Origin of the sequence: Rhizobium viscosum (genome assembly GCF_014873945.1) — a bacterium.
GTDB classification, from domain to species: domain Bacteria; phylum Pseudomonadota; class Alphaproteobacteria; order Rhizobiales; family Rhizobiaceae; genus Rhizobium; species Rhizobium viscosum.
In genome coordinates, this window is sequence record NZ_JADBEC010000002.1 from 991,976 (window position 1) to 1,006,642 (window position 14,667).

13 protein-coding genes are annotated in these 14,667 nt (G+C 58.8%); 3 read left to right on the forward strand and 10 right to left on the reverse strand.

Annotation, left to right across the window (positions count from 1 at the left end):
- Window positions 1-209 precede the first annotated feature (209 nt).
- Entirely contained in the window at window positions 210-2,339 is a 2,130-nt protein-coding gene (locus H4W29_RS25435; RefSeq protein WP_192731617.1) for a TonB-dependent siderophore receptor, read from the forward strand.
- Window positions 2,340-2,388: 49 nt separating this feature from the next.
- Here the strand turns inward: H4W29_RS25435 and H4W29_RS25440 are convergent, their stop codons facing one another.
- The 7 genes from H4W29_RS25440 to H4W29_RS25470 form a co-directional block, all read right to left on the reverse strand.
- Window positions 2,389-3,282: a helix-turn-helix domain-containing protein gene (locus H4W29_RS25440; RefSeq protein ID WP_192731618.1), complete on the reverse strand. Its 894-nt coding sequence runs from the start codon at window positions 3,280-3,282 to the stop codon at window positions 2,389-2,391.
- A 238-nt stretch (window positions 3,283-3,520) separates the two neighbouring features.
- Window positions 3,521-3,946, reverse strand: coding sequence for a hypothetical protein (locus H4W29_RS25445; protein WP_192731619.1), 426 nt, complete (start codon window positions 3,944-3,946; stop codon window positions 3,521-3,523).
- A gap of 30 nt (window positions 3,947-3,976) precedes the next feature.
- Window positions 3,977-4,606: a DJ-1/PfpI family protein gene (locus tag H4W29_RS25450; protein WP_192731620.1), complete on the reverse strand. Its 630-nt coding sequence runs from the start codon at window positions 4,604-4,606 to the stop codon at window positions 3,977-3,979.
- Between the two features lie 23 nt (window positions 4,607-4,629).
- Window positions 4,630-5,277: a copper chaperone gene (locus H4W29_RS25455; protein WP_192731621.1), complete on the reverse strand. Its 648-nt coding sequence runs from the start codon at window positions 5,275-5,277 to the stop codon at window positions 4,630-4,632.
- Window positions 5,278-5,362: 85 nt separating this feature from the next.
- On the reverse strand, window positions 5,363-6,958 hold the full coding sequence (locus H4W29_RS25460) for a tyrosinase family protein (RefSeq protein ID WP_192731622.1): 1,596 nt from the start codon (window positions 6,956-6,958) through the stop codon (window positions 5,363-5,365).
- Between the two features lie 201 nt (window positions 6,959-7,159).
- Window positions 7,160-7,405 (reverse strand): hypothetical protein, encoded by a 246-nt coding sequence (locus tag H4W29_RS25465; RefSeq protein WP_192731623.1) that lies wholly within the window; start codon window positions 7,403-7,405, stop codon window positions 7,160-7,162.
- Window positions 7,406-7,412: 7 nt separating this feature from the next.
- Window positions 7,413-8,840: a S8 family peptidase gene (locus tag H4W29_RS25470; protein WP_192731624.1), complete on the reverse strand. Its 1,428-nt coding sequence runs from the start codon at window positions 8,838-8,840 to the stop codon at window positions 7,413-7,415.
- 552 nt (window positions 8,841-9,392) lie between these two features.
- Here H4W29_RS25470 and H4W29_RS25475 point away from each other — a divergent pair.
- Both H4W29_RS25475 and H4W29_RS25480 read left to right on the forward strand, forming a co-directional pair.
- Window positions 9,393-10,205, forward strand: a complete 813-nt coding sequence (locus H4W29_RS25475) for a zinc metalloprotease (protein ID WP_192731625.1) — start codon at window positions 9,393-9,395, stop codon at window positions 10,203-10,205.
- 295 nt (window positions 10,206-10,500) lie between these two features.
- Complete coding sequence (locus tag H4W29_RS25480) at window positions 10,501-12,294, forward strand: GMC oxidoreductase (RefSeq protein ID WP_192731626.1); 1,794 nt, start codon at window positions 10,501-10,503, stop codon at window positions 12,292-12,294.
- 59 nt (window positions 12,295-12,353) lie between these two features.
- Here the strand turns inward: H4W29_RS25480 and vapC are convergent, their stop codons facing one another.
- From vapC to H4W29_RS25495, 3 genes are all read right to left on the reverse strand, one after another.
- On the reverse strand, window positions 12,354-12,764 hold the full coding sequence (gene vapC, locus H4W29_RS25485) for a type II toxin-antitoxin system tRNA(fMet)-specific endonuclease VapC (RefSeq protein WP_192731627.1): 411 nt from the start codon (window positions 12,762-12,764) through the stop codon (window positions 12,354-12,356).
- On the reverse strand, window positions 12,764-12,994 hold the full coding sequence (gene vapB, locus H4W29_RS25490; RefSeq protein WP_192731628.1) for a type II toxin-antitoxin system VapB family antitoxin: 231 nt from the start codon (window positions 12,992-12,994) through the stop codon (window positions 12,764-12,766). Before vapB ends, vapC begins: the two co-directional genes overlap by 1 nt.
- Window positions 12,995-13,533: 539 nt before the next feature.
- Window positions 13,534-14,565 carry an AraC family transcriptional regulator gene (locus H4W29_RS25495; RefSeq protein WP_192731629.1) on the reverse strand — a complete coding sequence of 344 codons (1,032 nt, stop codon included), beginning with the start codon at window positions 14,563-14,565 and terminating at the stop codon, window positions 13,534-13,536.
- Between the last annotated feature and the right edge of the window lie 102 nt (window positions 14,566-14,667).

A 14,667-nucleotide genomic window follows, 5' to 3' on the forward strand; every position in this document is an offset into this window, starting at 1 on the left:
GCGAAATTTACAATACTGGATAAGCGCGCTCAAGTTAGTAGCCGTCGCAGGGGACATCGAACCAACCATTGTGGCCGCAGGTCCGAGGGTAAATCTCTCGTTCGCACCGGCTGCCGACATGCCGTTCGGACCGATCCCCAAAACGGCATTCCATTCGGCACCTCCTGCCGAAGGGCCACAACGGCGACACCAACTTCTGGAACGTGAACATGAACATCGAAAGAACAGGCGCTCACTCGCGACAGACCCTTCTCCGCTACCGGAATGCGGTCCTTCTGGGTTGCACGGCGCTTGTCGCCCTTGCACCGGGCGCGGTGCTCGGTCAGGAGAGCGGGAATTCGAATACGGCAACCACTCTGGCGCCGATCGTCATTCAAGGCAGCGGCCTCGATACCGATAATGATTCCAAATCAATCGTCGCGACCAAGACCATCAGCGGCAACGGTATGGCGACCGATCTGCTCGACACGCCCGCCTCCGTCTCCGTCATCACGTCGAAGGAGATCCAGGAGCGCGGCGCGCAGGATACCGAACAGGTACTGCAATATACATCCGGTGTGACCACCGATTTCTACGGCTCGGACGACCGCTTCGACTACTTCAAGATCCGCGGCTTCGATGCCTATACCTACCGCGACGGCCTGACGCTCGGCGACCCCTTCGGCGGCATCCGCGAAGAGCCTTTCGCCTTCGAGCGTGTCGAAGTGCTGAAGGGTGCCAATTCCACTACCTTTGGCGTTTCCGACCCCGGCGGCGCGGTCAACTTCGTGACCAAGCGGCCGAAGAGCGAGCGCTTCGGCGAGGCCTATGTCACCGGCGGATCCTTTGATCACCGCGAGACGGGCGTCGATTTCGGCGACAACATTACCGAGGACGATACCTTCTCCTACCGCATCACCGGCAAGGTGAAGCGCGCCGACGAGGAATATGACTACTCGCAGGACGACGAGAACTTCTTCATGGGCGGCCTGACCTGGCGCCCGAGCGCCGATACCAATCTGACGGTGGTCTATGACCATTTGGACAAGGACGGCGTTCCCGGCAGCGGCGGTCATCCGGTTGGTTCGGATTTTGCGAGAAGCCGCTTCTTCGGCGAGCCTGATTTCAACTACCGCGACGTCAACAGAAATACGCTGAGTGTCATGTTTGATCATGACTTTGGCTCGGGCCTGACTTTGAGCTCGAATGCGCGCTACAGCAATACCAAGAGCAATTTCGGCTATGCCTATATCTCGGCGACGCCGACAAACGGCTCGACCATCGCCGACCGTGCCTTCTTCGCCAATGACCAGGCGGTCGAAAACTTCATCATCGATACCCGCCTGCAATATGAAACGAATTTCGAGGACATCGACAGCCGCAGCCTCGTCGGTCTCCAATACAACAATCTGCAATCCGACAATGACGGCTATTTCGGCGGCGCCCCTGGCATCGACTGGACAAACCCCGTCTATACCGGCGCACCGACTTCGGTTCCGCTCTACCAGAGCCTGACAAACAACCAGAAGACCACGGCCCTTTATCTGCAGCAGGATCTGACCTTCTTCGACAAGCTGACCGCCTCCGTCGGCCTGCGCAACGACTGGCTCGACCTGCTGCAGCAAAACAATATGGCGGGCTCGACCTCCGACGCCGATCTCAGCGAGTTCACCAAACGCGCCGCGTTGAGCTATAAGATCACCGATCAGGTGGCGACCTATGTCAGCTACGCAGAATCGGTGCTGCCCGCCTCGCTGACGCTTGATCCCGAGCGCGGCGAACAGTGGGAAGTCGGCGTCAAATACCGGCCCGACGAATTCCCTGCCCTCTTCAGCGCGGCAGTCTACGATCTGACCAAGAACAACATTACCCGCACCAACCCGGCAACCGGTTTCCAGGAGACGATCGGCGAGGTTCGCGTGCGCGGTATCGATCTCGAGGCCAAGGCTGAAGTTACCGACAATATCAGCTTGACGGCCGCCTATTCCTATATGGTCTCCGACATCGTCGAGAACGGCACGCTCGGCAACGAGGGCAACGAAATGTCATTCGTGCCCAATCACATCGCCTCGCTCTGGGTGAACTACGGAATTCCCGGCAACGGTTTCCGCGGCGACATGAACTTCGGCCTCGGCGCGCGTTACACCGGCTCCTACTACTTCAACGACGCAAACACTCAGTCGACCGGCAGCAGCATCGTCTTCGATGCGGCCTTCAGCTACAAGATCCAGGAAAACACATCCTTCGATGTGAATGTCAGCAACCTCTTCGACGAGAAGCATGTCGCCTATGGCGGTTTCGGCGCAGATTTCTACAATCCGGGTCGCGCGATCTACGCAACACTGCGCCAGACCTGGTAATCGGCCGGTCCCGTCCACATCCTTGCGGGGCGGACCACCCTTTTGAGATCTAGCGGAGCTGTTGCAGCCGCCGCCAGGCAGCGGGTGTGTCGCCGGCGATCTGGCGGAAGACCTTGGTCAGATGCGCCTGATCGGAGAAACCGAGCTGGGCGGCGATATCAGCGACAGCAAGCTCGCTTTCGGTGAGCAGCCGCTTGGCATGGTCGATGCGTTTGCCGAGTTGCCATTGCAGCGGCGTTTTGCCGGTCGTCTGCTTGAAGACACTGGAAAACCAGCTTTCCGACAGACCGACCGTCTCGGCCATCTCGGCAACGCTCAGGCGGCAATCGCTGAGACGGTCGAAGCGGGCGATCAGCTTGTTCATCTGCGCCTGCGTTAGCCGACCGTTCAGCTGTTCAACGCGCTGCCGGGGAATGTCCACGAGGCCACTGACGATGCTGCCGACAAGGCTTTCACCATAGATTTCATGTTTCGATGGAGTGGAAACCTCGTCGACGACAAGGCGGGCGAGCGTTTCGATCGCTTCTGTATCCTGTACCTCGACCGGATTGCGAAGCGCCGTCATCGCCGCCGAATTACCGAGCGAGGGCGCCAGGTAGCGCAGCAGCCGATCTTTGTGCATATGCAGATTGAGGTGCGAGAAGCGATGCGTGGCACCGCTCGTCGTCCACATAGGCATGCCGGGGGGAACATAGACCGCTCGCGTCATAGGCCTGTAATGCTGCTTAAAGTCACCATCGCGGTTCGACATTCGGATCTGGGACGAGACATCGCTGAAGAAAATCATGATGCGCGGATCGTCCGAGAGGTAATAGCCCCTCGCGCCTGACTGGCTTTCGGCTTCCCAGAAGACACTGACCAGTCCATCGAACTGCCGCCATTTGACCGGCGCCATCACGCGGATGCCTTCGGTATGCCAGACCATGGAATGCCAAAAACTCAAACCAGAGACCGTCCTTACCGGGCATCAACCTGTCAGTGGCGCATCGCCACGTACCGGCTTCTAAGCCAAAAATAACATGAGTTCAATAGTCATGTTTTTTGCCGGAAATGCAGAAACTCTCTCTCTCTGTTGTCCGAAGGAACTCCTGTTTCCAGATATCGGACGAACTCGTCGTGATAGTCCGCACTGGCCCCTGCCATCACTGATCCAGGTTGCGGCGTCGCCTGACGGGCAACGGTCAGGATTTCCTGACGGCGATGAAAGATGCCGTATAGCCGGCCGGGGCGCCGTTGTGGGGTTTTGCCCGAATGAGTGAACCGACGAGCGACGGAACCTGGCGGGTGCCGTTCGGCCAGCGATAGGCAAGGCAGCCGTTGTAGTCATATTGCCAACCATCGGTCTCGGTGCCTGTCCGGCCCGTTCCGACAATCTCAAAGGCAACGGGCGTGTCGGCGCCGCCTTGGGTAATACGCCCGGCGAGATCGAGCCCTCCGCTGCCCCAGTCGATGACACCTTTGAATTCGGTGTCCGTGAGGGTGTCGAAACGAAATTCCGCATCCGCGAAAAACAGATCGAGCGCCTTCTGCGGATCGCCGTCGATTGGGGTCGGATCATTGCGGAAGCTGCGATATGTCCACGATCCAGCCAATTCTGAACTGCTCATGTTGCTCCCTCCAGGAGGTTGTCGTCTTCCTCACCAGTCAAACATGCATTGCGGCGGCTCCCGGAGATTTTCCGGGAACGGCGGTTTGGGATAGTATTGTAACGTCTGCTGGACCTTTCGAACGGTCTCGTCGTCGGTCAGGAGGCGCACGAGCTCCAGCGACTCGTCGAGGCCCGACGAGATGCCGCCGCCGGTCAGCCGGTTTCCGTCGAGATGGAAGCGTGGAAAGCCGCTCACGACCGTGATCTTGTTAAACTTCTTCAGGCACGGCAGAAAAGCCCAATGCGTGGTGGCCTCATAACCGTCCAACAGTCCCGCGGCGGCCGAAAGGAGCGCGCCTTCGCAGACCGAGCACACCCATGTGGCGCGACTGCCCACTTGTTGCAGGTAATCGAGATAGTGCCCGCCATCCAAGCCGTTCATCAAGGCTGCGAGCGCTGGCGGATCACCGCCTGGCACCCACAGGATATCGATGGGTGTCCGGTCGCTCAGCGGATGCGTGGGAATAAACCGGAACCCGTCGCGCGTGACAGCCGGCCGATCGCTCGATCCTGCCAGAAGCCTTATCTCAAGATCGGGATCCATCCATTTGAGAACCTCATGCGGTGCCGCGACATCAAGGAGATCGACATGGTCATAGACGGGAATGCCCAAGATCATGGAAAACCTCCTCAACACCCGGATCAGACCGCCAGCCGGATCCCGTTGAACCATGTTGCAGGCTGGGGGCCGCGTTTTCGCTCAAGAAGAGCGAGGATCATCGTGGCGGCCATGACAGCCCAGTGACCGACGCCGCCGGAGACGAGAACCACCAGCATGAAGGCCCAGCAGGTCGCCGCACATGACAGTCCACGGGCCACACCAAACCGAAACACGTCGAGGTCGGCCTGTTTGCCGTAGGCCGCAAGCGGCGGCCTGCCATGGCAGGAGTTCAGGAACCATTGCTTGCTCGGCGTCACCTGCCAGACGAGCGCAATCAGCAGCGCGGGCAGGATTGGTGCCAATGCGACGGTCTGGCTCCAAGCGTTCAGCACGATGGCGGCAGGAACGAGCATGGTCCCCGCAGCAATCCAGACGAGGAGATAGGCCACGACAAACGCACAGACAGCTCTTGGCCTGCGGCGGCTGAAACTGCGTCGCCAGACATGCAGCAATGGCCCGGCGAGCAGAGGCGGCATCATTGCCAGGATCATCGCCATCCAGGCCAACGCCGTCAAAAACAGACCTTTGTCTGCGAGGGCGACATCGATCTGGGTCGTCAGGCGGCCTGCCACGGAAGGCGTGGAAAAGCAGAGGTCGGGCATGGCCGGCAAAACCTCTTTGCCCGTCATCACTATCCAGCCGAATAGCGTGGCAAGAAGAAGCGGCTTGGGAAGTCGTGTGATGAGACACCAAACGACGACGACGGGCCGCACCTTACTGCTCCTGTCGGTAGACGCTGATACGCCCGATGGAAATCCCTTCGCTTGTCACCCCCGGCACGGCCGAGACGAGTTTGACCGAAATCTCCTCTGCCAGGCCCTCTCGGGCAAAAGCGGCATCGATGATCCTGGTGATGTCGAAGGAGGCATTGATGCCGCTACCGCCAGTCGGCCCTTCCCGCTTGCTTGCCTTGCTGACACCGAACATCGACAGGGTGCCGGCGAGATGCTCGGTATCGTCGGATGGATCGGCATCGCCGGGCAAGTTGACATAGACGTAAAATACTGCGGCGTCGGTCGGACTTTTGACGTTCTCAAGGTTGAGATAGACCTTGTCCGGTTCCTTCTGGATGCTGGGCGAGACCGACAAGGTGGTGGACAGCCGCTGCTGCTGGTCCTTGTCCAGCCGCACTTTCGTCTCGACGACATCATCGGCAAGTTTGATCGTCCCGCTATTGGCTCCGAGGAGCTCTGCCTGTTTCGGTGGCGCCATTGACACAGTTCCTGCAACCTGGAATGCGGCCTCCGGCGTTGCTCCGAGCCGCTGGAGACGAGCGGCCACCAAGGTCGTCAGGTCCTCGCCGGCCGGCTCGTCATCATAGATATAGTTGAGCGACGGCGATTGTGTATCGAGGACGTCCCGCGCCTTGAAATTATAGATCGTGCCATCGACGGCAGGCATCGCAAATTCTCGATCCTGTGGCCCATCGAGCCAGTCCGGGTCAGTCGGATTGGCAAACACATCCGCGCTGTCGTTCGGACGGCGCTTCTGGCGCAACCAGACATTCCAGAGGCGGTCGATATTGGCATGATGCAGCCAGAAGATCGGATCGAGGGCGGCGGTGTCGGGGTTGGTCATCCAGCCGATTTCCAGCGGATCCTGGCTCAGGCCGTTGCCCTTGAAGCCGCCGCCGACGAGAACATGGACGGGGCCGTGCGGTTGGGTTTCGAGCACGCCGAAGGTGCCGTCATTGCTTTCGTCGCCATGCCAGAAGGGCGTCTTAACGCCCCCGAAACCCGCCGAACCGCCACCGGCCGAGCCTTCGAAAAACCGTTCGGCGAGCGTGTCCGTGATGGTAACGGCGCGGGGGTCGAGCACGATTGGCGATTGCGCCTGGGGCACCTGCCCCGTACCGTAACGTTGCGCCACAAAGAGGTAGTTGCGCTGACCGCTGACAAGCTTGTCCTTCGCGAAGGCGGGCGGTAATTGGCGACTGCGCGCATCGGCCGAATAATTCCAGTAGGGGAGCGCCCAATCCTTCGGACCACCCAGATCGATAATGGCGTTCCGGACGATACGCTCGAAGGCAAGCAAATAGCCTCTGTGCCAGGGAAGGAAATACCAGGTCAGATGTTGGCACTGCCGCCAAAGCGTTATCTGCGCCGGACCGGCCGGCAAGGTTGCGCCAGCCGGGATGACGTTGAAACCTCGCCAGATCGGTTCGTCGATGCCGTGCATGGCGGCAAGTGACCACCAGCTCGTGACATCGGAAATTGGCAGTCCCTGAAGACGCTCGACGGCGCGGCCATACCAAAGTAACGTTTGGTCGCCACTTGGTAATTTCCAAACATCTTTGCGAACAAACATCATGGCCCTCCCCCGATCAGGCATTATTCTGGCAGAATTTTAGGATGTGCTTGGATTATACATGCGGGATGCGGGATTGCAATGATAAATCGCAATCATATCAGATATTCTATAATAACGAGCATTAGAACGGACAGACAGCCGAATGCCCGGGCCGTGACGGCTCGTCATCCACTTGTGAAACTATGCTGACGTGGCAGCCGGCTACAAAGCGATTTTCTCGCGGGTGTCCGGCACGGAATAGCGTTTCATCGGAATGGTCTTCCAGCCCTTGAGGGCTGCTGTGGCATTGCGAAGAGTTTCCTCCTCGCCTTCGACGAGAAGCGACGAGGCCTGTTCGTCCACGACGGTCGCACCGGCGCGGCCAAGCTTTTCAGCCGCTTCCCTGGAGGATGGCGCAGAAGCGCTTTCCTTGCGCAATATGACCTGTTGCATCATCATGTCGCTCATGATCATCCTAACTCGGAAGTCCAAAGCCTTCGTAATCGCGCCCGAAGCCCAACGGGGTCGCAGCACCAAACAAGCGGTCCCTCAGCGCCGTACTGCGCTCTGCACCATGTAATGCCAATATAGTGCCTTCCGAGGCCAAAAGAAAGGCTGCGTATCCGGCCACAGCGGGGCTTGCCATGGATGTTCCGTTCATCGGCCCGAACCGCCCTCCCGGCAACGTGGAGACGACACCGACACCCGGCCCTGTCAGATCGATCTGCGGTCCGAAATTGGAAAAGGCACCGAGGAAGGTACTGTTCGAGCCAAAGGGTTTGGCGATATCGCCGACTTCCGAGGAGGTCGTGGGAAAGCTGTCGGACCAGCCCATTGCCGAGACGGCCACACAAAACGGCAGGGCTCCCGGAAAGCTGACAGGTTTGCGACCGTCATTGCCGGCGGCGGCAATCACCAGCACGCCGTTATCGAGGGCCGAGCCGATTGCCGCGCGAACGGCTTCATCCTCGCTTGCGCCACCGAGGCTAAGATTGATGATATGGCAGCCGTCCTGCACCGCCCGGTCGATGGCGTTCATGATGTCGTAATTGGTTGCCCCGCCCCCGGTATGGGGAAAGACCCGGTAACTCCTCAGTGTCACACCCGGGGCGACGCCGGCGAGATCAAGGGCTGCAGTCGGGCGCGCGCCCACGATGCCTGCTACATGTGTTCCATGCTCGCCGTCGGTAGTGGCCGGTCCCCAGTCGGCCACTTGGCCAGGATCGTCTCTCGTCTCGTCGAGCACCATGTTGGCACCACCGGATACGTTGGGCAGCAGCGGGTGTTGCGGGTCGATGCCGCTGTCGACGATGCCAACGACGATCTGGTCGCCGGCGGTCAGGGGAAGGTTGGTACGGAAGCGTCGCAAAGCCAGGGATTGCCCGGCCAGATCAATCGCCTGCAGGCGGATCACCACATTTTGCGACAAGCTGAAGTTTCTCTCGAAATATCCCCACCATCCGGCGGGACCGTAGACATAGACCCGTTCCAGCGTTGTGCCGGTTGCAATCCGCAGCGCCACCTTGCCGTCGGCATCGCTGCGGCCTTCGTCGCCTGCCCTGTTGCGGAAATTGGTGAAGGCCACAACCCGGGCGTTTTCAATCGGATTGCCCCCATCGTCCTCGACCTTCAGCACGGCCGCCTGTGCACCAGCAGCCGAGACCGCCTCGCTGGGCTGCCGCTCGATGTCGAAGACCATGCGCATCTTTTCGTATCTGACGAGCGGGACGATCTTCAGGGATGGTTCCTGAAGACGCAGGTTGAGTTCGGCCCCGGGCGACATTTCGACCAGTTTCGGGCCATCAACGCTGACCGAGTCGATTACATTTACGTCAGCCGCAACGGCCCGTGCCACGGCAGGCCCACCGGCGCCCCGGGCGACCAGCGGAATTGTTGCACGCAAGGCGGTCGCTTGCGCCAGGGCCTGGGACCGAAAACCGTGGGCCGGGAGCACGACATATTGCTTTTGCATCGACGAATACCCCACCTTCTCAACGCAGCGCACAGTGCGCACACGCGAATGATTATTTTTAATTCCCCCATAGGTAGAGTAGCCGATGAGTGCCTTCGCCGTCCAGTGAAATCACGCATGCTGGAACCCGATCCAGCGGACAATTCCTCGACATTGGCGGACGGCCACTGTTAGTCGCCAATGGCTTCGTTCGCAGTGCATGTTCTGGGTCGCTTCCAATGACACGTACCGCCCTGAGACCTTTTTACGAATGATACGAGAACTCCAACCGGGTAAAATCGAATGAAGCTGAAAACCTTCAGGTGTTTCTATTAGATTTCACGGGCATTCAAAGTCTTTGCGGCAATGGTTCAATTTTATACTTTAATTTTGATATTGATTTGCTATCATACACGCTGAACTTGTATTTCATAGAAGGATGAAACCGCGCCACATGCGTGGAGTGGCTCGAAGGAATACGAGCACTGGCAGGGGGAGGCCAAAATGGTAGTCAAAAAGAAGGGCAGCGCTGACATATTCACACTGAAGTCAGGCACGCAACTCAAGTCCGTTTTGAAACAAGTCACGCACGTCTATCACGGCGGCGCATGTTGCGAGACTGACGGTGTAGGATTTGCCTTGCCCGACAACCGGTCGATCACCGAAATCGTTGTCGACGCCACCAACGGATTCATCCCGCTGTGGGACATCAATGTGACCTTGAATTGGAGGTTTCAGGAGGCGTCTCTAAGACAGTTCGCTGATCCCGACGCCGTCAAATCTTATCTACGGACGCTGTTTGGCGAGACGCTGATCAAATGGGGAAAGGCGGTTCCGATCAAATTCTCAGAAACTTCCGAACCGTGGGATTTCGAGATCGTCGTCAAGACACAGGATAATTGTAGCTCCTTAGGCTGCACCCTGGCGCGCGCCTTCTTCCCGGACGCCGGACAACACGAGCTCGTACTCTTTCCGAAAATGTTCGAGCAAGTGCGCAAAGAGCAAATCGAGACCCTCGCGCACGAGCTCGGTCACGTGTTCGGACTGCGCCATTTCTTTGCGAAAGTGTCAGAAACGGGCTCCGCGAGCGAAATCTTCGGTACCCATGATCCTCTCTCCATTATGAATTATGGGCCTCAGAGTGTCCTGACAACCACCGATATCGACGATCTCGCACGCCTTTATCAAGAAGCCTGGAGTGGCTCCCTGACTGAGATAAACGGTACACCGATCCGCTTAATGCAGCCGTTCAGTCATTTTCGACAGAAAGCGCAGATGCCGCCTCAGTTCTCATTGGTGGCTCGGACAATCATCTAGGCGACTGTCGGAGTGCTGATCAGACCATCGTCGAGGCGCCGGATGATTTGTATGTCCACGCACTTCGGCGCCAATCTACGACGCGAAAGGTCAGCCCAACGGTGTCGCTATCGACCATATCTGGATCGAGGGATCTGTTTCACCGACAAGCCCCGTTGTTGCGGCCCGGTCATGCAAAGGATCGCTTCGGAAAAGATCGAGGAAGCGAAAAAGCAGTTGTGGCTGATGCAAGCGTAGCCCTGCTCATCTTCAGAATTCAGGATCCGAAATGCACGTATAGCTACAGGAGCAGTCCATGTTCACGATCCGGTTCGTCACCGAGCAGTACGCTCCTGGACAAACCGTTACCCTCCGCTGGGCGCCAAACTGGGACTTGGAACGAGGTGGCGTTTTCAAGGACGGCGCATGGACCTTCGACCTTGACGAGGCTGCGTTCCCGAACGGGATCGAATTCAAGTTCGTGCTGACGCCGGCGCGCTGGATGCTCGGGCAGAATCTTTTTCTCGCGCGCGCTGATCTGGCCGATGTGCATGACTACGTGGCACCGCAAATCGCCTTTCAGGCCGTCGAAGCCCTGGTCACGGAAAACGGGCTCGTCGCGCAACGTTTCTTCGTCCGCAACCTTGATCCCAATCATGAATACGACGTGATCGTCGTGGGGTCGGGAATGGGCGGCGGGCTGCTCGCTTCACGATTGGCCGAAGAGGGCGCGGACGTTTTGGTCCTGGAAGCAGGTTCATTTCTGTTTCCGACCCATATCGGAAACCTGCCGCGGCGCCTGAAGATCGGGCAATTCGACAAGCATGTCTGGTCGCTCTGGCCGGACTTCAAGGTCAAGAACTTTGTTAACGAGCCAGGATCGGAGTTTGCCGGCGCGCAAGCGTTTAATCTCGGAGGTCGCTCGGTTTTTTGGGGCGGATTAATTCCGCGCCAGGTAGGCTATGAACTGGCGGCGTGGCCGGCGACGGTCAGAGACTATCTGCTCGGGCCTGGATATCCGGCCGCAGAGAGGGTGATGAATGTCGTCCCACCCGCCCCCTCGAACTACCAGGCCGCCACAAGAGAGTTTCTGCAGAACGCGCTGCCGGGCTATGTTGCAGAAGACGCGTCCATGGCCGTGCAGTATCGAGGCGCCACCCGCTGGTCCATTCCGGCAGGCTTCTTCTCCACGGCCGACCTGCTGATGGAGGATCGCCTCTTGGACGGGCTTGCCGCGGCCCAGGCCAAGCCAACCGTCAATCTCAATTTCGCAGTGTGGAGGGTCGTGAAAGATCCCGCTGCTCAGCGACGCGTCGTCGGTGTGGAAGGCTGGGATCTGCTAGGCCAAAAGGCGCGCACGTTCAAAGCCAGGAAAGTGGTTCTGGCGGCAGGCACAATTGAGTCTGCCAAGATTGCGCTCCAGAGCGGCCTCGTCGACCCGTCTGGTAAGATTGGACAGGGCATCACGGATCACACGATCCGCTATCGCCATTTCACGCTTCCTCCCGGCGCCCCGCAGTCCAGTGCGATCGATTCCGCCAAAGTGATATTGCGGCATCCGACGGCGGCGGACGGTTCTCACGCATTCGACATCGTGGTGGAACTCGGAAGCGACTTCAACCAAGGTCGATATATCGACCCTGAAAACCTGGCCCGCGAACGCGCAGCACGCGCCGACTGGATGCTCTGCGAACTTGTTTTCATGAGCTATTCGGCCTTGAACGAAGGCAATGTCGTGGCAGCAACGGGCAATCCGGCGGATCCCGTGAGCCTCGCATTCGCACGAAGCATGCCGACCGCTGCAGATCTCGCCGAGCAAGATGCCCTCGCCGCCCAGCTATTCGCGACCATCGGGGCGCAACCTGTTCTCGGCGAAAACAGCCTGGCTTTGCAGTTTGCAGACCTCGGTGGGGTCGCTCACGAGGTTGGGACATTGAGGATGTCCGGCAACGGGACCGGCGTCGTCGATGCCGACCTGAAATTCGAGGGATACGACAATCTCTACGCCTGCGACAATTCCGTGTTTCCCGCTTCTCCTGCGGCAAATCCGAGCCTGACGCTGGCGGCATTGGCGATGCGCCTGGCTACCGAATTGACGACAGCTGGCTGAGGGCGATGCGCAGGCCAGCTGAACCTGCATATTTTGGCGTCATCCATGCCTCCAAGCAGCTAGGGTGCCGAAGCCGTCCAGTCTTCGACACGTAGGCCGGGCACGCGATCGAACTCACGCCGATTATTCGTGACCAGTATCAGTCCTCTTGAACGCGCGTGGCCAGCAATCAGTTGGTCGTAAGGTCCGATCGGGGTTCCGCTGCGTGCGAGCTCGAAACGCAGTTGACCTGTATGGCTTGCAGCCATTTGGTCGTATGCAAGTACTTCGAGCCGAGCGGCAAAACCTTCGACGACGGACAGATTTCGTTCTGGCATTGCTGACTTTTCCGCTCCGTATATCAGTTCCATCAAACTGACAGAACTAATGCACAGTTGACCATGGTGGCGGTTGAAAGCCTCGCGCACTTGCTGTGGCCGGTTCTTCACTGTGAAAATGCAGATGTTGGTATCCAGCATGTATTTCAGCATTAAAATGCCTCGCGCTCCTGCAAGGCTGGCTGATCGCGCTCGCTCATGAAGTCAGCTGTTGCTGCCTCACCTTCGAACCAACTGTCCCAAACCTCACCGGCGGGGGCTATGATCCGGGTACGTCCGACTGCCACGATGTCGACGCGTTTTACACCGTCAGGCAGGGCAACGGCCTTGGGGAGCCGAATTGCCTGGCTACGATTGCTTTGAAATACTGCGCCTTGCTCCATCGCCCAGTCCTTCCGAGATATACGAATGCCATATCCCATCTAAAACGGCAGGAGGGATATGTCAATGGGATATACGTCAACTGGGCGAACAGGAGAACGACTTCGATGGCTGTGGTCCGATAGACCTGTTCCCGACCACATGCGCTGAGCACAGCGAGGGCAGGGCGTGATATCCGCCGTATGCCAAAAGATCGATCTGCCGTCATATAGGCCCCCGCTGCCGGCAATCCCTATCGCTCGCCGAGGTAAACCCGGTGATGTTGATGTGTGTCAGCTCTACCTCGGCGTTGATCTAGCGTGCGCCGCCACGAGCGAAGGAAAGATATTCGCCGACCACAACGGGATAAACGTCTTATCTGCCGTTGATCGCCATCATGCCTGCGCTTCATCCGTCACCGGGGGTGCGGTGCAATCATTCCTCTGGAGGTCCGCCAAAGTGAACCGTGCGGCAAAGACAAGCGGCCGGAGAACCGTTCTTTCCAAAAAGGCCGAGCCCTATAGGCAAAGGCACACCATCGCCGAGCCGCATACCCTATTGCTCAGCCGGAAAAGGTGGCAGCAACGTTTGGGGCGTGGCCATAGCGCTTGCGGAAGGCATTGGAGAAATACTGGCTCGAATTGAACCCACAGGAAAAGGCGATCTCCGTGATGCTGTTTCGCCCCGGTGTCTTCAGGAGGCGCGAGGCCTCTTCCAGCCGCAGGTGCTGCAGATATTGCCGCGGCGTCATGTTGGTCAGTCGCTTGCAATATTCTGAGAAGCGGGTGCGAGACAGGCCGCATTCCTCGGCCATTGAATCGAGGCTCCAGTCTTCGCCGAGCGCGAAGGCCAGGCGGCGCAGGAAGATCGCCACCGTGTGCTGCGATGTCGACAGATCGGGATCGAGCTTCGGCGCCTGCTCGGTCATGCGATCGATCAGACTCAGCATGATCGTATTGATCGCCACCTTCAGCCGGGTTTCGCCATCTTCAGGCGTGCGGCCGAGCAAGATCGAGGGCACGGCTTCGAAGGCGCGGCAGAGATCGGCGCCACCATCCCAGACCGGCTGGTTGTTCTGCGTCAGCAATCCGCCGAGTGTGCGGGCTTCCTCGTTTGAAAAGACCATCCAGCTCGGCCATTCCCAGGCTTCACTCGGGCGCCTCAGCCCCGCATCGAGAATGATCCACAGCAGCCGGCTCGCATCGACGACGGGATTGCCGATCGAATGCAGCTGCCAGGGGCGGATGACGATGAACTGGCCCTGCTCAAAATCGTAGGTCCGGTCGTCAACCACGAGATTGAGGTTTCCGCGGGCGAGATAGGCGATCTTGAATCCTTCGTTGCAGTGGCGACCAAGCCCCCAGCTCTGCGTATAACGCGCATCCCAGAAGCCGACTGTGCGGACGCCCGGCAGGCGGTCGCCGAGCGACTGGCCGGGATAGCTGCCGCGCGTCCACGCGTGCAGCTCGACCTCGCCCCGCGCGGCGGCGGCCTGCAATTCGCGGCAATTGTCGGCATACATCATCGAATCCGGCTGGCGAAAGACGGAGGGGCGACGGATATCGGCTGGTTTGATGACGGTGTGCTTATTCATTTCACGCGCCTCCCAACGCAGAAAAATGACTTAAGAAATTTACCACTGTTGTGGGGCGCAAGTTTTACCGAGTCAAGTCTGCCAGTATCGGCTCAAAGGATA

Excerpts from the sequence above, each read along its gene's own strand:
- vapC (WP_192731627.1), bottom strand. The coding sequence starts at position 12,764 with ATGCTGAAATACATGCTGGATACCAACATCTGCATTTTCACAGTGAAG.
- vapB (WP_192731628.1), bottom strand. The coding sequence starts at position 12,994 with ATGGAGCAAGGCGCAGTATTTCAAAGCAATCGTAGCCAGGCAATTCGG.
- H4W29_RS25480 (WP_192731626.1), top strand. The coding sequence starts at position 10,501 with ATGTTCACGATCCGGTTCGTCACCGAGCAGTACGCTCCTGGACAAACC.
- H4W29_RS25435 (WP_192731617.1), top strand. The coding sequence starts at position 210 with ATGAACATCGAAAGAACAGGCGCTCACTCGCGACAGACCCTTCTCCGC.
- H4W29_RS25465 (WP_192731623.1), bottom strand. The coding sequence starts at position 7,405 with ATGAGCGACATGATGATGCAACAGGTCATATTGCGCAAGGAAAGCGCT.
- H4W29_RS25450 (WP_192731620.1), bottom strand. The coding sequence starts at position 4,606 with ATGATCTTGGGCATTCCCGTCTATGACCATGTCGATCTCCTTGATGTC.
- H4W29_RS25495 (WP_192731629.1), bottom strand. The coding sequence starts at position 14,565 with ATGAATAAGCACACCGTCATCAAACCAGCCGATATCCGTCGCCCCTCC.
- H4W29_RS25455 (WP_192731621.1), bottom strand. The coding sequence starts at position 5,277 with ATGACGGGCAAAGAGGTTTTGCCGGCCATGCCCGACCTCTGCTTTTCC.
- H4W29_RS25460 (WP_192731622.1), bottom strand. The coding sequence starts at position 6,958 with ATGATGTTTGTTCGCAAAGATGTTTGGAAATTACCAAGTGGCGACCAA.
- H4W29_RS25475 (WP_192731625.1), top strand. The coding sequence starts at position 9,393 with ATGGTAGTCAAAAAGAAGGGCAGCGCTGACATATTCACACTGAAGTCA.
- H4W29_RS25445 (WP_192731619.1), bottom strand. The coding sequence starts at position 3,946 with ATGAGCAGTTCAGAATTGGCTGGATCGTGGACATATCGCAGCTTCCGC.